This is a genomic window from Roseovarius sp. 217 (assembly GCF_000152845.1).
Lineage (GTDB): Bacteria > Pseudomonadota > Alphaproteobacteria > Rhodobacterales > Rhodobacteraceae > Roseovarius.
On record NZ_CH902584.1, the window covers coordinates 3,753,810 to 3,770,740 of the forward strand.

Consider the following 16,931-nt stretch of genomic DNA (forward strand, 5'->3'; position numbering starts at 1 on the left):
GTTGGCCCCATGAAAGCAGCGAAGATCAGGCTTTATCTAGAGCACCCGTTGGGGGAAGGGCAAACCATTCCTCTGAGCCAGCCTCAGGCGCATTACCTCTTTGGGGTGATGCGGCAGGGCGTAGGCGATGCGGTTCTGGTGTTCAATGGTGAGGCCGGGGAATGGCGCGCCGAGGTGATCGAGGCGGGCAAGCGCGGGGGCATTTTGCAGATCGCGGAACAGACAGCACCGCAGCGTGATCCGCCCGACCTGTGGCTGATGTTCGCGCCGATCAAGAAGGCGCGCACCGATTTTATCGTCGAGAAAGCCGCTGAAATGGGGGCCGCCCGTATCATCCCGGTGCAAACCGAGTTTACAAATTCCGAGCGGATCAGACAGGATCGCTTGCAAGCGCATGCCGTCGAGGCCGCAGAGCAATGCGGCGGCACCTATGTGCCCGAGGTCAGCGATTTGCACCGGCTGGACCGGATGCTGGCGGATTGGCCGGAGGCGCGGCAGGTGATGTTCTGCGATGAGGCGCTGGCGGGGTGCGCGGAGGGGCTGGGCCGCGATCTGCCCCGCGGCGCGCCTTGGGCCATTCTGATCGGCCCCGAGGGTGGGTTTTCGGAGGCCGAGCGCGCGCGTCTGGCCGCGCTGCCGCAGGCGCATGCCGTCAGCCTCGGGCCGCGTATCCTGCGCGCCGATACGGCGGCGGTGGCGGCGATGACGCTCTGGCAAAATAGCTTGGGGGACTGGACATGAGCTTTATGCGCGCCGAGGCACGCGCCGCCCTCTGGCGCTGGCGCGAGGTGGTGAGCGGGCTCGGGCTCACCGCGCTTGGGCTCTGGTGGGGGATTGGCAGCTACGGCCTCCTGCAATGGCTGGGCTATGCGCTCTTGATCCTTGCCGGGGCGGTTCTGCTGATGGGTCTGCAACGGGCGCGGTTTCGGGCGGGCGCGGGCGGTCCCGGCGTGGTGCAGGTGGATGAGGGACAGGTCGCCTATTTCGGGCCGCTGACGGGGGGCGTGGTGGCGATCCGCGATCTTGAGGCGCTGACGCTCGATCCGACGGGGCAGCCCGCGCATTGGGTGCTGAGCACGCAGGGCGCGCCCGCGCTGCATATCCCGCTGACCGCCGAAGGGGCGGAGGCGCTCTTTGACGCCTTTGCCGCCCTGCCCGGCCTGCGCACCGAGCATATGCTGGCACAGATGCGCCGCCTGCCCGATCACCCGACTGTGATCTGGCAGAAAACGCAAACCGCGGCCTCGCACCTTAGGCTGCATTGACAGTCCGAGCGTTTGACGCCAACTGTGTCGCCCGAGACAATGCCCTGATCAGGAGGCCCGAACATGTCCATCCCACAATCCGGCGGCGGGCCGATCGAACGCCATGAGCAACTGGCCGAATATCTGGCAAGTGGTTGCAAACCCAAGGAAGATTGGCGCATTGGCACCGAGCACGAGAAGTTCGGCTATTGCAAGGACACGCAGCGCCCTATCCCCTATGAGGGACCGCGCAGTATTCTGGCGGTCCTCGAAGGGCTGCGCGATGGGCACGGCTGGGCCCCTGTGGAAGAGGGTGGCAAGCTCATCGGCTTGGAAAAGGACGGGGCCAATGTCAGCCTCGAGCCGGGCGGGCAACTGGAGTTGTCCGGCGCGCCGCTGGAGACAATTCATCAGACCTGCGACGAGGTGAACGACCACCTGCGCGAGGTCAAGGACATCGCCGACAAGGTGGGCGTGGGCTTTATCGGGCTCGGGGCTGCCCCGGTCTGGATGCATGACGACATGCCGCTGATGCCCAAGGGCCGGTACAAGCTGATGGACAGCTATATGCAGAAAGTCGGCACCATGGGCCGCACCATGATGCGCCGGACCTGCACCGTGCAGGTCAATCTCGATTTTGCCTCTGAGGCGGATATGGTGCAGAAACTGCGCGTGGCGCTGGCGTTGCAGCCGGTGGCGACCGCGCTTTTCGCCAATTCGCCGTTCTTCGAGGGCAAGCCCAATGGGCACAAGAGCTGGCGCGCGCGGGTCTGGCGCGATCTGGACCCGGCGCGCACCGGCATGTTGCCGTTTGTGTTCGAAGAGGGCTTTGGCTTTGAGGCCTATGCCGATTATGCGCTCGATGTGCCGATGTACTTTGTCTATCGCGATGGCAAGTATATTGATGCTCTGGGGCAGTCGTTCCGCGATTTCCTGCGGGGCGAATTGCCGGCCCTGCCCGGTGAAAAACCGACGCTCAGCGATTGGGCCGATCATCTGACCACCACCTTTCCCGAGGCGCGGATCAAGAAATTCATGGAGATGCGGGGGGCCGATGGCGGCCCGTGGCGCAGGCTCTGCGCACTGCCCGCCTTTTGGGTCGGCCTCATGTATGACCAAGCCGCGCTCGATGCCGCTTGGGACATCTGCAAGGGCTGGGATGCCGAGACGCGCGATGCGCTGCGGGTGGCGGCCAGTGTGGACGGGTTGCAGGCGCGGGTGGGCGACATCCATATGCATGAACTGGCCCGCGCGGTGCTCAATATCTCTGAGGCCGGTCTGAAGGCGCGCGCGCGGTCGGGCGGTGGCGGCATGATCCCGGACGAGACGCATTTCCTCAATGCGCTGCGCGAGAGCGTCGAGACCGGCAAGACCCCGGCCGATGAATTGCTCGACCGCTACAACGGCGATTGGAAGGGCGATCTGAGCCGGATTTACGCCGACTACAGCTACTGACAGGTGGATCACGCCGGCAGGGCGCTGCCGGTCCGCGTCCGGGTGCGCAGCAGGATCAACACGATGATCCCGATGTTGAGGAAGTTCCACGCGATGCCGTTGAGAAACGCCATGTGATAGCTGCCGGTCAGATCATAGATCCAGCCCGTCATCCAGCCCCCTAACGCCATACCGGCGATGGTTGCCATCATCACAAAGCCCACGCGGCGTCCCGCCTCGGCACTGGGCATGTATTCCCGCACGATGACGGCATAGCTGGGCACGATGCCGCCCTGCGCCAGTCCGAAGACGAGGCTCACAATATAGAGCGAGGTCAGACCACCCGAGGGCAGATAAAGGAACAGCGCCAGACACTGCAGCGCCGAGCCGATCAAGAGCGTGCGCACGCCGCCCAAACGGTCGGCGAGCAGGCCTGAGACAATGCGCGAGGCGACGCCCCCCAAGAGCATGAGCGACAGCATCTGCGAGCCCACAGCGGGGCCGTAGCCCAGATCGACGCAATAGCTGACGATATGGACCTGCGGCATCGACATGGCCACGCAGCAACCAACCCCGGCGAGGCCCAAGAGCAGGGCCAGAGTGCGCGGCGAGAGGCCTGTGGCCCCGGCGCGGGCCGAAGAGAGGCTATCGGCATGGGCGCGCGCCGCAAGCGGCACCCGGCGGCGCAGGAGCAGGGCCAAGGGGATCACCCCCGCCACGGTCACCACGGCCAGCACCATATAGACCGCCCGCCACCCCTGCTCTGACAAGATCCCCGCAAGGATCACCGGCCAGATTGCGCCCGAGAGATAGTTGCCGCTGGCGGTGATCGCCACCGCGATGCCGCGTCGTTTGAGAAACCAGAGCGAGATGTCGGCGATGAGCGGGCCAAAGCTCGCGGCGGTGCCGAATCCGATGAGAAATTGCAGCGCCGACAGGATCAGCACCGTGGGGCTGATCGCGGCTAGCGCCGTGGCGCAGGAAATCAGGATCGCCGCGCCGATCAGGGCTGTTGTTACGCCGTAGCGGTCCACCACCCGGCCAATCCCGAGATTGCCCAGCGCAAAGCCGATCATGGTCAAAGTATAGGGCATCGAGGCCGCCGCGCGGTCGACGCCAAACTCGGCCTGCATGGCGGGCATCACGACGATGATCGACCACATGCCGACATTGCCGATCGTGGCAATGGCCAGCGACACGGCAAGGCGTGTCCAAGCATAGCGGCTGTCGAGAAGGGCGGCGTCGGCGTTCATGGCGCGACGATAGGGCGGCGCGCAGACGCTTACCAGCCACAAAATCGCACGCGCCGGGGGACGCTGTCCCCCGGACCCCCCGGAGTATTTTCAGCAGGGTGAATGCCACAGTTTCGCAGGGTTCATTTTGCCGCAAATCAGCATCCTCCGCTTGGCCCCGGGCGCATGACACGCTAACAGTTGGCGCAAAAGGAGGGCTGCGCCCATGTCTACCGCCAAGACCCATACCGAGGCTCACAGCGAGACCCCGAGTGAGATTGCCCGCGACGTCATCCGAATCGAGGCCGAGGCCCTGACCGCGATGGGGGCAGCCCTGCCCAGTGACTTTGACGCGGTTGTGGCGCGGCTGTTGGAGGTGCGGGGGCGGGTGATCGTCTCGGGCATGGGAAAGTCCGGTCATATCGCCGCCAAGATCGCCGCCACCATGGCCAGCACCGGAACTCCGGCGCAATATGTCCATCCCGGCGAGGCCAGCCACGGCGATCTGGGGATGATCACCCGCGAGGATGCGGTGATCCTCATGTCCAATTCCGGCGAGACCCGCGAGTTGGCCGATATCATCGCGCATTGCCGCCGGTTCGCGATTCCCTTGATTGCCATTACCAAGAAGGCCGAGAGCACCCTGGGGCAGCAGGCGGATTTCCTGCTCACCCTGCCGAACGCGCCCGAAGCCTGTGCCATCGGCATGGCCCCCACCACGAGCACGACCTGCACGCTGGCACTGGGCGATGCGCTGGCCGTGGCGATGATGCGGTTGCGCGGGTTCGAGCGCGAGAATTTTCTGGCGTTTCATCCCGGTGGCACCTTGGGCGCGCAGCTGTTGCGGGTGTCGTCGGTGATGCATCGCGGCGATGCCTTGCCGGTCGTGCGCGAGAGCACACCGATGGGGGAGACATTGCTGGAAATGACCGCCAAGGGCTTTGGTGTGGCGGCGGTGGTCGAGGATGGTCGGCTCTTGGCGGTGATCACCGATGGTGACTTGCGCCGGAACCTGTCGGACCTGATGGCGCGCACCGCCGGAGAGGTGGCAACCCGCAATCCCCGCAGCATTTTGCCGGATGCTCTCTTGTCAGAGGCTTTGGGGGTGATGAACACCAACAAGATCAGCGCATTGTTTGCCGTGGACGAGTCCGGGCAGCTTTGCGGGCTTGTGCATATCCATGATGCGCTCCGCGCCGGGGTGGCGTGACGTCGGTCAGGCGCTGAGAAAGCTCGCATAGGGGATGTAGCGGACCGGGTCGCCGGGCTGAAGAGTGGCCGCGCCGTCGGGCAGTTCCACCAATCCTTCGGCCCAGCTCAGGCCACTGATGCGGCCAGAGCCCTCGGAGGCAAAGACCTCGGCGCGCCCATCACGGATGCGGGCGCGTAGATATTCGCGGCGGCCGGGTTTCTTGGATTTGGCAAAGGCTGCGGGCACATCAAAGCCTTGGGGCACGGACCACCCTGCGCCAGACAGAAGCCGTAATGCGGGGCGCGCGAAGATGAGCGCGCAGACGAGGGCCGCGACCGGATTTCCCGGCAGGCCAAAGACCGGCACGCCGCGCCAGAGACCCAGCGCCAGCGGGCGGCCCGGTTTGAGCGCGATACGCCACTGAGCCATCGCGCCCGCCTCATTCAGCAAGGCCGAGACGTGATCTTCATCCCCCGCCGAGGCCCCGCCGGAGGTGAGGATCGCATCGGCATTCTGGGCAGCACGATCAAGCACCGCGCGGAGTGCGGCGCGGTCATCGGCAATACGCCCGAGATCAAGCGGTGCATAGCCCATCTGCTGCATGAGACCCAAGAGCATGGGCCGGTTGGCGTCATAGATCTGCCCCTCGCGGGCGGGGCTGCCCGGCTCGACCAACTCATCGCCGGTCGAGATGACCGCGACGCGCAACTGATCGTGGATGGGCAGGTCAGAGAGCCCGACGGCGGCGCAGAGCGCCAGATCGGCAGAAGTGATGACACGGCCCGGCGTGAGCACCGGCGCACCTGCCGCCACATCCTCGCCCGCGCGGCGGGTGTTTGCGCCGGGTTTGAGGCCGGCGCGAAAGGCGATGCGGCCCTCGCCCAAGGTCACATCCTCTTGCAGGATCACGGTATCGACGCCCGCAGGCAGGGCAGCACCCGTCAGCACGCGGACCGCGTGACCGGAGGGCACTGTGCCCGGATAGGGCACACCGGCGGCGGCGCGGCCCTCGACCAGCGAGAGGATCTGATCGCCGGTGGTCAGGCTGGCGTGGGCAAAGCCGTAGCCGTCCACGGCGGTGTTCGCCTCGGGCGGATTGGCGCGAGGGGCGGTGATGGGTGCTGCCAGAACGCGGCCAAGCGCCTGCGCCAACGGCGCGCGGGTCTGGCCCACCACGGGGCGCAGCCGGTCGCGCAAGAGGGCGAGTGCATCGTCCACAGGCGTCCAGTCCACGCCAGCGGGCAGCGCAAAGCAATCGTTGCGCAGGGGCGGCGGTTTGAGCGGGTCATCGCAGGCGGCGATCAACTCCGCCTCATATCCCAACCCCAGAATCCAGCCTTCCTCGGGGGCATCCACCGCCAGCATCTCGGACAGCCGGTCCTGCGGCACGCGGGCCAGCGCGCGCGCCAAGAGCCGCACCTGATGCGCGTCGCGGATGCCTCCCTGCGCCTCGGCGCGTTTGACGGCGGCATTGATCAGCCCCGGCCAGATTTCGACCAGCGCCACGGGCTTGTCCAACACCTCGAACGGCCAGACGGACACCTGCCCGTAGAACCTGCGCCGCAACCGATTGAGCACCGGCAGCCCGGTCAGCATCTGCCCGCCCACGGCCCCGGCACCGCCCATCTGCCAGCAGGTGAAGGCCCCCGGCGCCCGCGCCTCTGCGGCGCGCCGCTCGTCCATGCCATGACCCGCGCGCGTATCCTTGCGCGGCAAGCCCTCAATCTCGCGCTTCAGTCCGTTGAACCAGAACGGTCCCACGCCGGGAAAGCGGCCGTTGATCTCGGCCGCCACGTCAAAGCGGTTATTGCCGTCCGGCGCGTCCTCGATCACCGTTTCCAGCCAATCCCAGACCGCAAAGGGATTGTCGCACCCGGTCAGACCCTGTGCAAATCTCGCCGGAAAGCCAAACGGAAAATCCACCCCGATGAGCAGTCTGCGCCCCGCTGCAAGCTCTGCCTTGATCAGGGCCACAAGCGCCGCTTCGGCCTCTGCCCGGTTGCGCAGATAGAGGGAGGGCTCCTCCGTCCCGTGGCGCGTGACCCCGAGCCAGATCGCATCCCGACACGGGCGCGGGCCGGTATCCTTGGCCCCCGACCAATCTAGCATCGCAAAGGTGTCGAACGGGGTCACAATCCCACCTCGGCCAGAATGAAATCGGCAATCGCCTTGGTGTCGTTGAGGTCAAAGAGCGGACGGTCGATTTCAAGTGCTGTATCGCTGGCCACCGCGCCGATGGTGGGATCATCGGTGGCAATCAACGGATTGCCGGTCTCGGCCCGAAACGCCTCGACCTTGGGGTGGCGGTCACGCTTGTAGCCCTCGACCAGAACCAGATCGACCGGGGCAAGTTTTTGCAGCAGGGTTTCGAGGCTGGGTTCCTCAGCCTCGCGCAGTTCATGCATCAGGGCAAAGCGGTTGCGCGAGGCCAAGAGGACCTCGGTTGCGCCTGCGACGCGGTGGCGATGGCTGTCTTTGCCGGGTTGGTCCACGTCAAAGCTGTGATGCGCGTGTTTCACGGTCGAGACAGTATAGCCGCGCCCGGTGATTTCGGCCACAAGCCGCTCCATCAGCCCGGTTTTGCCAGCGTTCTTCCAGCCGGTGACGCCGTATATCCTCATGCTGCTGCTCTCCTGCGTGCCACGTCGAGATCCTCGGGCGTGTTGACGTTGAAAAAGGGATCAAGGGCGTCGTCGAACACCGCCTCGCGCCCGTGGTGTTTGTCGGTCCAGATCACGACCTTGCGCAACCCGTCCAAGAGCGCCGCGCGCAGGTCGTGGCGTAGCGCCGTGGGCCAGAGGCCGAAGGTGGGATGTCGGATGAGGCCGCTGCCGCTCATGGATTTGGTGTCCGTATCGCCGCGCGGCGTGGCGGCAAGGACGAGGGGATGCTCCATGCCCTCTGCCGTCTGTGTCAGATGCACGACCAGATCGGTCGGGAAAAACGGCGTATCGGCGGCGACGGTGACGATTGTGTCGGCCCCCTGCCCCGCTGCCCAATCGAGACCGGCCAGAACGCCCACCAGAGGTCCGGCGAAACCGGGGATGGGATCGGGCAGCACCGGCAGACCGAAGGCCTCAAAGCGGGCGGGCTCGCCATTGGCATTGAGCGCCATCGCCCCCACCTGTGGGGTGAGACGGTCGATCACATGCGCAAGGATCGGGCGCTCATCAAGCGGCAAAAGCCCCTTGTCGCCGCCCCCCATGCGCGTGGCCTGCCCGCCTGCCAGAATCACCCCGAGGGGACGGTTCATACGTCTGCCCCTTTGCGGCGGTGTTTCTTGTCCTCATCCCCTACGCTGTCGGGGTCTGCATCGCGCAAGAGGCGGTCATCCCCCGCAAGACAGACAAACCGCTTGCCGCGCATCCGGCCTATCAGCGTCAATCCCACTTGGCGTGCAATCTCGACCCCCCAAGCGGTAAAACCAGAGCGCGAGGCGAGCACCGGAATCCCCATCATCGCGGTCTTGATTACCATTTCCGAGGTCAGACGCCCGGTGGTGTAGAGGAGTTTATCGCCCGCCTCGACACCCTCGCTCAGCATCCAGCCCGCGATCTTGTCCACAGCGTTGTGGCGGCCGACATCCTCCATATAGACCAGCGGGCGGTTGCCCTGACAGAGCACGGTGCCGTGAATCGCCCCCGCCTCCAGGTAAAGCGAGGGGGTGCGGTTGATCACGCTGGCTAAGGCATAGAGATCGGAGGTCTTGACTGTCACGGCAGGCAGGGTCACGCCCTCGAGCCCCTCCATCATATCGCCAAAGACCGTGCCTACGGCGCAGCCGCTGGTGCGGGTCTTCTTCTTGAGCTTTTCCTCATAGTTGGTCTGGCCATCGGTGCGCACGACCACAGTTTCCAACTCTTCATCATAGTCCACGCCCAAGACCGTTTCTTGCGGTCCGAGCATGCCCTGATTGCGCAGGAAGCCAAGCGCCAGATATTCGGGATAATCGCCAATCGTCATGGCGGTCACGATTTCCTGCGCGTTGAGGAAAATCGTGAGCGGGCGTTCCTCGACCACCGAGATTTGCGTGCGGTTGCCGTCATGATCCATGCCCTCGACCGAACGGGTCAGACGGGGGGCTGCGGGATCGGGCGCGATGAGATAAGACAGGAGGTCGTCGGTGGTGGCCAATTGCATCTCCTTCTGGCATTGGGTAGGCGGTGTCAGAGCACGGGGGCAACTTAGGGGCAAGCGGTGCATAGGCAAACCACCAATTCGACCTATTGGCAAGGCGTGCGCGACGGCGCGCCCTTCATTCTGGTGATTGTCCCGTTTTCGCTGCTCTTTGGCGTGGTGGCGACAGAAGCCGGGCTGAACGTGTTTGAAACGCTCAGCTTTTCGGTTCTGGTGATCGCCGGGGCGGCGCAATTCACGGCGCTGCAACTGCTCAGCGATGGCGCGCCCACGGCGATTGCGCTTATTTCAGCCTTGGCGGTCAATCTGCGGATGGCGATGTATTCGGCCTCGCTCACGCCCTATATCGGCGGGGCGAGTTTGGGACAGCGGGCGCTGGCCGCCTATTTCACGGTAGATCAGAGCTATGCCTGTGCGATTGTCAAATTCGAGCAGAACCCCGATTGGACAGTGCCGCAGCGGTTGGGGTATTTCTTTGGGGTGGTCACGCCGATCTGTCCGCTCTGGTATATCTTTACGCTGGTGGGGGCGCTGGTGGGCACCTCGATTCCCGAGGGGTTGGCGCTCGATTTTGCGCTGCCGATCACGTTTCTTGCGATGATTGCGCCGATGCTGCGCACGCAGGCGCATCTGGCGGCGGCGTTTGTGTCTGTGACCTTGGCGCTAATCTTTGCCTTCCTGCCCTATAACCTCGGGCTGCTGGTCGCGGGCCTTGCGGGCATGATGACTGGCGCGCAGGTCGAGCTGATGCTTGAGCGGCGCAAGGAGGCGCGTTTGCCATGATCGACAAGACAAGCCTCTGGATCGTGATTGTGTTGCTCGGACTCGGTAGTTTTGGGCTGCGGTTTGTGTTTACCGGGCTGATCGGCGACCGGCCCCTGCCCGCGTGGCTGTTGAGGCATCTGCGCTATACGGCGGTCGCGGTCCTGCCCGGATTGGTGGCACCTTTGGTGGTCTGGCCAGCAGCCACGGGCGGCACGCTGGATGCGCCGCGCATGGCGGCGGCGGCGGTGACGTTGATTGCGGGCTATGTGCTGCGCAATGTGATCGTGGCGATTCTTCTGGGTGCCGTGACGCTCTATGGCGGGCTGGCGCTGATGGGGCAGATCTGAAGCGGCGACGTCAGGCGAAGATTTGCGCTGCATGCTCGGCCATGTAAATGCGCAACCACGGCGTATAGCGGGTGGGATGCATGCGGATCGCGGCATAGAGCGCGTTGAGCGAAATCCAGCGGGTGTCCATCACCTCTTCGGGATTCGGCGACAGGGCGCAGCGCGCAGGCAGGCGACACATGAACATATCCACGACCTCATGCTCGGTCAGCCCGCCGCCGACATCGGCGCGGTACTCGACCTGATCACGGTGGGTTAGGGTGAGGCCGGTGATGCCCAATTCCTCGGACAGCCTGCGATGCGCGCAGGCGAGCGGGTCTTCGCCCCAATGCGGATGCGTGCAACAGGTGTTGGCCCAGAGGCCGGGGGTATGATATTTTTCCAAGGCGCGACGCTGGATCAAGAGATCCTCGCCCGCCATGACAAAGACCGACACCGCCTTGTGCCGCAAGCCGCGTTGATGCGCCTCGAGCTTATCGACAGCAACAAGATCGCCGCCGATCCATGTGGGGATGAGCGCGGTCATACGCGGGTGGCGGAGACCAGCCGCGTCAGATGGGCGAGGTTCTTCAACCCGATCTTGAGATGCGCCATCGGTCGCGCCCGCACCAGTTTCTTGTTCATATAGGCCTCGAATGTCAGCCGCTGCACATCGACGTCATGGCAGAGCGAGACAAACCGCTCGCGTCGCTCGTCGGACTTATAATAGGCATTCTGCATCGAGGCCAGAACCCGGAACACGGTTTTATGGTCGCGCATGAAGAGTTGACGGGCAAGTTTTAGATCGCGTGTGCGACCGGAGGCGAGGCAGGCGCTGGCGGCTGTCGCGGCAACCCGGCCTCCCACCATGGCGTAGTAGATGCCCTCGCCCGAGGACGGAGCGACGACACCCGCGGCGTCGCCTGCCAACACGACGTCACGGCCATTGTCCCAGCAGTCCATCGGTTTGAGGGGAATCGGTGCACCCTCGCGTCGGAGGGTCGGGCAATCGGTCAGGCCGGAGGCCGCACGCAGATCGGCGGTGGCCTGTTTGAGATCCACGCCCTTGACCATTGAGCCCATGCCGACGCTGGCGGATTTGCCATGCGGAAAGACCCAGCCGTAGAAATCCGGCGAAATCGCCCCGTCATAGATCACATCACAGCGTTTTGGGTCATAGGTCGCTGTCGCGGCCGGGGCCTCGATGATCTCGTGATAGGCGATCACATAGGGGATCTTGTCGCCGCCCGGCACCTCGGCACGGGCCACGTTGGAGCGCGCACCATCCGCGCCTATGATCAGGCGGGTGGGCAATGAGCGCTCTTCGCCTGTGGCCTTGTCACGGTAAATCACGGCAGGGGTGGTGCCTGTGCGGTCAATGCGCAGATAGGTGCCAGTGGCGCGGATTGCCCCGGCCTGTGCGGCGCGGACGCGCAGAAATTCGTCGAACTCTTCGCGATCCACCATGCCGACAAAGCCGTTCTCGATGGGAATATCGACATGCCGCCCGGTGGGTGAGATCATGCGAGCGGTGGTGATCTTGGCGACGATCTGATCGTCGGGCAGGTGGAAATCGGCAATGAGGCGCGGGGGAATTGCGCCGCCGCAGGGCTTGATCCGTCCGGCGCGATCCAAGAGCGCCACCTTATGCCCCGAGCGGGCCAGATCCTCGGCCGCTGTTGCCCCTGATGGCCCGCCCCCGATTACGACGACATCAAACATGGTCATTCCCCCGGAACAAGTGTCGCGCCCCGGTCGCGACCGTGATCAATCACCCTGAGCGCGAGCAGCGCCGAGAGCACGAAAAGGCCGGCTTCAAAGAGAAAGACCGAGCCAAAGGCTGTTGCATCCGTATTCGAGAGCGCCCGCATGATATCGACGAGAGCGGCGCCAGAGAGGCCGCCAAAGCCTGCGGCCATCGCCTGTGCCGCGCCCCAGAGGCCCATGCGCGTGCCTTCGCGGGCCTCGCGCCCCTGCCCGGCCAGCGCCATCATCGCGCCGATGGCGCCCACCGCGAACATTCCGTTGAAGAACCCGAGCACGACGACGATCGGGACGAGTGCCGCCGCCGCGCCCGAGGCCCCGAGCAGCGCAATGGCTGCAAGCGCCGATGCCGATCCCAGACAGCCCGCAACAACCCAATGCCGGATAGACCCGAGGCGCAGGCCGGTGGCCGCGATGCCCACCGTCAGCATGCCGAGAAAGACCCCGCCATTCTGCGCGCCAGAGAGTTGGGTGGATTGGCCGGGCGTGAAGCTGAAGACGAGACCGGCATAGGGTTCAAGGATAAGTTCCTGCATGAAATAGGCAGTCATCGACAGAAAAACAAAGATCGTGAAATGCCGCGCCTCGCGCTCACCCCAGATCTCGGCCAGCCCCTCGCGAAAGCGCAGGGGGGCATCGGCGCGGGCGGGCTGAACGCCGACACGCGCCTCAATGCCGTGGATGGCCAGTGCTGTCAGCACGACCGCGCCGACCGCGACGACGCCGACGATTTCGAGCAGCAACGCAGGGCTGTAAGGGTCCAGAAACCCGCCAACAACGGTCGCGGTCACCGCGATGCCGCCGATCATCATGAGCCAGGTGATCGTGGCCGCTGCCGCCCGGCGACGTGGGGCCGTGGCCGTGGCCAAGAGCGCCAGAAGCGAGGTGCCAGAGGCCCCGACCCCCACCCCGATCAGCGCATAGGCAAGGATTGAGAGGGCGAGGCCAAGCGCGAAATGCGACTCCATCACCACGACGCCAAAGGCCGCAAGATAGCCGCCCGAGGCCAGCACCGCCATGCCGCCAATGATCCAGCGGGTGCGATGACCGCTGGTGTCGGAGAGATAGCCCCAATTGGGCCGTGTGATCTGAATCCCGTAATGCAGCGCCACCAAGAGGCCGGGCAGAACGGCGGGCAGCGCCAATTCCACCACCATCAGGCGGTTGAGCGTCGAGGTGGTCAGCACCACGACCGCGCCAAGGCACATCTGCACCAGACCCATGCGAAAGATTTGCAGCCAGTTCAGTGTCATCCTGCCCCTCCGACGATGCGGACGGCAAAGGCGGCGATCATCATGCCCGTGACATATGCGGTCACGCCCGTGCCGTTATACCAAGGGGCGCGGCCCTTGGGATCAGAGAGCAGAATACGCATCGCCCAGAACTGACCAAGGACAAGTATGCCGATTGCGGCGGCATGCCACGGGCGGTCCCATGCGAGCAGCAGGCCGATCACGGCCAGTTGTGGCAGGGCCATGACGATGCAGGCGACGCGCGCCGCGCGCTCTGGTCCGAGCGTGACCGGCAAGGAATTGACGCCGGTCTGGCGGTCGCCCTCCAATGCCTTGAAATCATTGAGGGTCATGATGCCATGCGCGCCGATGGCATAGAGAGCGGCGATCAGGATGACCGGTGCGCTCGGAGCGCCAGCGGCCAGAACAGCCGCGCCCGTGAACCATGGCAGGCCCTCATAGCACAGCCCGACAAGGCCCGGCCCCCAGAGACCCGATCGCTTGAGGCGCACCGGCTCTGCCGAATAGGCCCAGGCGGCGAGCACTCCGAACACGGTTGCACCAAAGCCCCAAGGGCCAAGAAATGCCCCCATGATCAGCGCCAAGACCGACATGGCGAGCGCCACCCAGAGACCCCAGCGACCCGGCACGCGACCTGAGGGAATCGGGCGATGTGGTTCGTTGATCGCGTCGACATGGCGGTCACACCAGTCATTCGCGGCCTGACTCATGCCGCAGACCACTGGCCCCGCCAGCACCATGCCAAGCACCACCAGCCCCCAATTGCTCAGGGGGGATACGCCTGAGGATATCACCCCGCAGAGGTAGGCCCAGATCGGCGGAAACCATGTGATCGGCTTGATCAGGGTGAGCAGAGCCCGAGGCTCTGGCAGGCGGCGCGCAATGTGTAAGGACTCTGTGACACTCATATTGTCAATTAAACTATACATTCACCTGTGAGGGAAGCAGTTTCTCGGGCCAAGCGAACACAACGCGGCTTATTCTTCGTCCTGCGTGTTGATCAGACCGAATTTGCGGAGCTTTACATAAAGGCTCTGACGGGAGAGCCCCAGCATTTCCGCAGCGGCCACGCGGTTGTTGTTGGTCAGACGCACGGCGGTTTCAATGCACATCTTCTCGACCACATCCGAGGTGGCCGAAACCAATTCCTTGAGCGAGGCGGTGCCTACAAGGTCCATGACATTGCGCATCGCCTCTTCGCTGACCACAGCAGAGGCCTCTTCGACAGTTGGCATGTCGCGCGGCGTCGTATCGCGGATGATCAGCCCGACTCCCAGATCGACATTGCGCCCGCGCAGACGTGCCGCCGAGATGTCAACCGAGGCGCGGCTGCCGACGATGCTCTGGATATGCGCGCCATAGTTGCGCATGCGCCCCGTCTTGCGGGTATTGTCGAGAATGAGTTTGAGATCGACGCTGCCGCGCGACAGGAAATCCGCCATGGACCGGCCCTGCACGTCGCGCAATTGAGCCGCATCGGACAGCACCAGAAATCCTTCGTTGGCATCACGAATGAGACCGTTGGAATCGAGCAGCACGATGGCATCGCTGGCCGCCTCGAAGAGCGCCGTCAGCGATTGCGTGGATTCGGGGCGCGCCGCCTCTTCATCCTCGATCGGGGCCATGCGGCAGAGCATGAGAACTTCGCCCGAGGCGCGAAAGAGATCAGGGGTCAGCTGGAGCAGGCGACCATTGCGTCGGGCCACGGCCTCGATCCCGGTGATTTCATCCGAGGCGGCGGCGGCACGCAGCTGGTCCATGAACGAGCCACGTCGCTGCCCTTCAAAGGCCTGCGCAAAGGCATTGCCGTTCAGCACGTCGCGCTTGGAGCCCAGCAGAAGCGCCGCGGCGGAATTGATATCGCGGATGCGACCCTGATCGGGGTCGATCAGCACAAGCGGAGTCTCGGACGCTTCGAGCACGACACGGTAACAGGTCTCTATGCCGCGGAATTTCTCAAGCTCGCGTTCGCGAGCCATCTGTTCGCGCACAAGCCGCTGCTGGATTTCGGCCAAGGGCTGCATATCCCGGCCCAACAGCAGAACGCCACCGCTCTCGGGTTCGCGGTGGAGTGTGTAGCGCACCGGAAATTCCCAATTGGCATTGTCGCGGTGATTGAGTTCGATGGGGCGAGGCAAGCTGTCGGGGTCACCGCGCATGTCAGCGATGCGGGCGTCGAATTTGATCCGGCTCTCCGAGGTCAGGAAATTGCGAAAGTCGCGCCCGATCCAATGTTCAAGGCTGCCCAGTTCGGGCAAATCAGGGCTGACAGATATGGCAGTGACAACCGTCCTGTCATCGACCATGACGGCGATGTCAGAGGCTTGTTCGATCAGGCGATCGACGCTTGACGACCCGGGCAATCCACCCGTGTGAGGCCGCTCAGTCGTCCTGTTCTGCTTCGTCACGCTGTCATCCCAACTCTCGCGCGCGAGGCGCGCGGATTACGCATTGGCGTCGATTGATAACGGATCAACAACGGATGCAAGACCGCACAGCTCAATCGCTTCCCGTGCTGTCCGTACTGCAAAATCCGCGCCGGTCCTCTTTTCCACTTCTCTCGGCTTATCTACAAGACGCCCCCCAATGACGATTGGCGGACAATATTCCAGATTAGAACGTAGGTAATCTATTAGTTCTGTCAATCGTTCAAGCGTTTTCGCGCTTCCTGCGGTAATGCCCGCCATTGCAAATCGGCCCGAACCGAGAAGGTGCTGCAACTCTTGATCCTCAAGCCCGATGGCCATGTGAACCCAGATGCCATGCCGCCGGAATTGATCCGCTGCGACAAATGCGCCGATGGAGTGGTCCTCGAACGTCGGCACGATCATCAGGACCGATTGGCCCAAGGGAATGCTGCGATCCATCCAGCCACCGAGATCCGCCGCGTCGCGCGACCGAAACAGCGCCTGAAGGCGCGCCGCCCCCACGGTGACATCGACAAAGCTGGCCTTGTCCTGCACCCACATTTCGCCGAGAAAGCGCGCCGCGTCCGGCACGTAACTGTGATATATCTCATTCGACGGGATGCCATTGGCCACCATCGACGCGACTACGCGCTGATGTGCGGCCTCGGATTCATCTGTCAGCGCGGCACAGAGTCTGGCAATCCACTCGCTCCGGCTCTTGGGAATTTCCCCGCCCTGTTTGTCGAGCGCCACCTTGCGCAACGCGGATTCGACGAGAAACCTAATTCCAGATGCTTGCGGACCAGACCCACTATCGTCGGGTTCTCTCATGCGTTGCCCTCCCAGGCGACCCTGCTGTCCCACGATCCTCTGCGTGCCGCTATATTGCGAATCGCACATGGGACAAAAGGGCGGCGCGTTTTCTGCTCCGTCTGATTTAGTGTGCGTCTGCAAAGGTCAAATGTCAAATTATCCTGACAGATCGCTCTTAGAAATCGTACATCTACCTGTTATCTCCTCATATTCCTTGTGAACAAGGCGTAAGGCGTACTTTATTGCTTAAATTTTGCCCTGAATGGCCCATCGGGATCAGACGCGTCCAGCGAGAATGACAGATGCGCGGCCGATTAAAGTGTAAATTATAATTGACACATTTGGACTTCAAATCGTAGCATC

Annotated in this window: 17 protein-coding genes; 6 read left to right on the forward strand and 11 right to left on the reverse strand. The window is 63.8% G+C overall.

Annotated elements, in window-relative coordinates; translation table 11 throughout:
• Positions 1 to 9: 9 nt before the first annotated feature.
• The 3 genes from ROS217_RS18020 to ROS217_RS18030 all read left to right on the forward strand — a co-directional run bounded on the left by ROS217_RS18020 (position 10) and on the right by ROS217_RS18030 (position 2,699).
• Positions 10 to 741, forward strand: coding sequence for a 16S rRNA (uracil(1498)-N(3))-methyltransferase (locus ROS217_RS18020; protein ID WP_009819231.1), 732 nt, complete (start codon positions 10 to 12; stop codon positions 739 to 741).
• Positions 738 to 1,265 carry a hypothetical protein gene (locus ROS217_RS18025; protein ID WP_009819232.1) on the forward strand — a complete coding sequence of 176 codons (528 nt, stop codon included), beginning with the start codon at positions 738 to 740 and terminating at the stop codon, positions 1,263 to 1,265. The genes ROS217_RS18020 and ROS217_RS18025 overlap by 4 nt, the downstream gene beginning before the upstream one ends.
• Positions 1,266 to 1,328: 63 nt before the next feature.
• Positions 1,329 to 2,699, forward strand: a complete 1,371-nt coding sequence (locus tag ROS217_RS18030; RefSeq protein WP_009819233.1) for a glutamate--cysteine ligase — start codon at positions 1,329 to 1,331, stop codon at positions 2,697 to 2,699.
• Positions 2,700 to 2,707: 8 nt separating this feature from the next.
• Here the strand turns inward: ROS217_RS18030 and ROS217_RS18035 are convergent, their stop codons facing one another.
• On the reverse strand, positions 2,708 to 3,931 hold the full coding sequence (locus tag ROS217_RS18035) for an MFS transporter (protein WP_009819234.1): 1,224 nt from the start codon (positions 3,929 to 3,931) through the stop codon (positions 2,708 to 2,710).
• Positions 3,932 to 4,136: 205 nt separating this feature from the next.
• Between ROS217_RS18035 and ROS217_RS18040 the strand changes: the two genes are divergently transcribed.
• Positions 4,137 to 5,120: a KpsF/GutQ family sugar-phosphate isomerase gene (locus ROS217_RS18040; RefSeq protein ID WP_009819235.1), complete on the forward strand. Its 984-nt coding sequence runs from the start codon at positions 4,137 to 4,139 to the stop codon at positions 5,118 to 5,120.
• A gap of 6 nt (positions 5,121 to 5,126) precedes the next feature.
• Here the strand turns inward: ROS217_RS18040 and ROS217_RS18045 are convergent, their stop codons facing one another.
• Genes ROS217_RS18045 through ROS217_RS18060 form a run of 4 tightly spaced genes read right to left on the reverse strand, consistent with a single transcriptional unit; the run spans position 5,127 to position 9,242 of the window.
• Positions 5,127 to 7,235 carry a molybdopterin-binding protein gene (locus ROS217_RS18045; protein ID WP_009819236.1) on the reverse strand — a complete coding sequence of 703 codons (2,109 nt, stop codon included), beginning with the start codon at positions 7,233 to 7,235 and terminating at the stop codon, positions 5,127 to 5,129.
• Complete coding sequence (gene mobB, locus ROS217_RS18050; RefSeq protein ID WP_009819237.1) at positions 7,232 to 7,723, reverse strand: molybdopterin-guanine dinucleotide biosynthesis protein B; 492 nt, start codon at positions 7,721 to 7,723, stop codon at positions 7,232 to 7,234. Before mobB ends, ROS217_RS18045 begins: the two co-directional genes overlap by 4 nt.
• Positions 7,720 to 8,355, reverse strand: a complete 636-nt coding sequence (gene mobA, locus ROS217_RS18055) for a molybdenum cofactor guanylyltransferase MobA (RefSeq protein ID WP_009819238.1) — start codon at positions 8,353 to 8,355, stop codon at positions 7,720 to 7,722. The genes mobB and mobA overlap by 4 nt, the downstream gene beginning before the upstream one ends.
• A complete protein-coding gene (locus ROS217_RS18060) occupies positions 8,352 to 9,242 on the reverse strand; it encodes a formate dehydrogenase accessory sulfurtransferase FdhD (protein ID WP_009819239.1) in 891 nt (296 codons plus the stop codon). The genes mobA and ROS217_RS18060 overlap by 4 nt, the downstream gene beginning before the upstream one ends.
• Before the next feature lie 57 nt (positions 9,243 to 9,299).
• On the opposite strand from ROS217_RS18060, the gene ROS217_RS18065 reads away from it, so the two are divergent.
• Together ROS217_RS18065 and ROS217_RS18070 are read left to right on the forward strand one after the other, a co-directional pair.
• On the forward strand, positions 9,300 to 10,022 hold the full coding sequence (locus tag ROS217_RS18065; protein WP_009819240.1) for an AzlC family ABC transporter permease: 723 nt from the start codon (positions 9,300 to 9,302) through the stop codon (positions 10,020 to 10,022).
• On the forward strand, positions 10,019 to 10,351 hold the full coding sequence (locus ROS217_RS18070) for an AzlD domain-containing protein (RefSeq protein WP_009819241.1): 333 nt from the start codon (positions 10,019 to 10,021) through the stop codon (positions 10,349 to 10,351). Before ROS217_RS18065 ends, ROS217_RS18070 begins: the two co-directional genes overlap by 4 nt.
• 10 nt (positions 10,352 to 10,361) lie before the next feature.
• On the opposite strand, the gene idi is transcribed toward ROS217_RS18070, so the two are convergent.
• The 6 genes from idi to ROS217_RS18100 all read right to left on the reverse strand — a co-directional run bounded on the left by idi (position 10,362) and on the right by ROS217_RS18100 (position 16,586).
• Complete coding sequence (gene idi, locus ROS217_RS18075; RefSeq protein WP_009819242.1) at positions 10,362 to 10,877, reverse strand: isopentenyl-diphosphate Delta-isomerase; 516 nt, start codon at positions 10,875 to 10,877, stop codon at positions 10,362 to 10,364.
• Entirely contained in the window at positions 10,874 to 12,052 is a 1,179-nt protein-coding gene (locus ROS217_RS18080; protein ID WP_040650730.1) for a geranylgeranyl diphosphate reductase, read from the reverse strand. Before ROS217_RS18080 ends, idi begins: the two co-directional genes overlap by 4 nt.
• A 2-nt stretch (positions 12,053 to 12,054) precedes the next feature.
• Positions 12,055 to 13,347 carry a BCD family MFS transporter gene (locus ROS217_RS18085; RefSeq protein WP_009819244.1) on the reverse strand — a complete coding sequence of 431 codons (1,293 nt, stop codon included), beginning with the start codon at positions 13,345 to 13,347 and terminating at the stop codon, positions 12,055 to 12,057.
• The gene (gene chlG, locus ROS217_RS18090) at positions 13,344 to 14,255 is read right to left on the reverse strand and encodes a chlorophyll synthase ChlG (RefSeq protein ID WP_009819245.1); all 912 of its coding nucleotides are present in this window, start codon (positions 14,253 to 14,255) and stop codon (positions 13,344 to 13,346) included. Before chlG ends, ROS217_RS18085 begins: the two co-directional genes overlap by 4 nt.
• Positions 14,256 to 14,324: 69 nt before the next feature.
• The gene (ppsR, locus tag ROS217_RS18095; RefSeq protein ID WP_254656454.1) at positions 14,325 to 15,755 is read right to left on the reverse strand and encodes a transcriptional regulator PpsR; all 1,431 of its coding nucleotides are present in this window, start codon (positions 15,753 to 15,755) and stop codon (positions 14,325 to 14,327) included.
• 36 nt (positions 15,756 to 15,791) lie between these two features.
• Positions 15,792 to 16,586: a cobalamin B12-binding domain-containing protein gene (locus tag ROS217_RS18100; protein WP_254656455.1), complete on the reverse strand. Its 795-nt coding sequence runs from the start codon at positions 16,584 to 16,586 to the stop codon at positions 15,792 to 15,794.
• Positions 16,587 to 16,931: the final 345 nt, after the last annotated feature.

What these genes read in the sequence shown, in the direction of transcription:
- ROS217_RS18040 (WP_009819235.1), top strand. Translation starts at nt 4,137, where the DNA reads ATGTCTACCGCCAAGACCCATACCGAGGCTCACAGCGAGACCCCGAGT.
- ROS217_RS18060 (WP_009819239.1), bottom strand. Translation starts at nt 9,242, where the DNA reads ATGCAATTGGCCACCACCGACGACCTCCTGTCTTATCTCATCGCGCCC.
- ROS217_RS18030 (WP_009819233.1), top strand. Translation starts at nt 1,329, where the DNA reads ATGTCCATCCCACAATCCGGCGGCGGGCCGATCGAACGCCATGAGCAA.
- ROS217_RS18025 (WP_009819232.1), top strand. Translation starts at nt 738, where the DNA reads ATGAGCTTTATGCGCGCCGAGGCACGCGCCGCCCTCTGGCGCTGGCGC.
- ROS217_RS18080 (WP_040650730.1), bottom strand. Translation starts at nt 12,052, where the DNA reads ATGTTTGATGTCGTCGTAATCGGGGGCGGGCCATCAGGGGCAACAGCG.
- mobB (WP_009819237.1), bottom strand. Translation starts at nt 7,723, where the DNA reads ATGAGGATATACGGCGTCACCGGCTGGAAGAACGCTGGCAAAACCGGG.
- idi (WP_009819242.1), bottom strand. Translation starts at nt 10,877, where the DNA reads ATGACCGCGCTCATCCCCACATGGATCGGCGGCGATCTTGTTGCTGTC.
- ROS217_RS18020 (WP_009819231.1), top strand. Translation starts at nt 10, where the DNA reads ATGAAAGCAGCGAAGATCAGGCTTTATCTAGAGCACCCGTTGGGGGAA.
- mobA (WP_009819238.1), bottom strand. Translation starts at nt 8,355, where the DNA reads ATGAACCGTCCCCTCGGGGTGATTCTGGCAGGCGGGCAGGCCACGCGC.
- ROS217_RS18085 (WP_009819244.1), bottom strand. Translation starts at nt 13,347, where the DNA reads ATGACACTGAACTGGCTGCAAATCTTTCGCATGGGTCTGGTGCAGATG.
- ROS217_RS18035 (WP_009819234.1), bottom strand. Translation starts at nt 3,931, where the DNA reads ATGAACGCCGACGCCGCCCTTCTCGACAGCCGCTATGCTTGGACACGC.
- chlG (WP_009819245.1), bottom strand. Translation starts at nt 14,255, where the DNA reads ATGAGTGTCACAGAGTCCTTACACATTGCGCGCCGCCTGCCAGAGCCT.
- ROS217_RS18100 (WP_254656455.1), bottom strand. Translation starts at nt 16,586, where the DNA reads ATGAGAGAACCCGACGATAGTGGGTCTGGTCCGCAAGCATCTGGAATT.
- ROS217_RS18070 (WP_009819241.1), top strand. Translation starts at nt 10,019, where the DNA reads ATGATCGACAAGACAAGCCTCTGGATCGTGATTGTGTTGCTCGGACTC.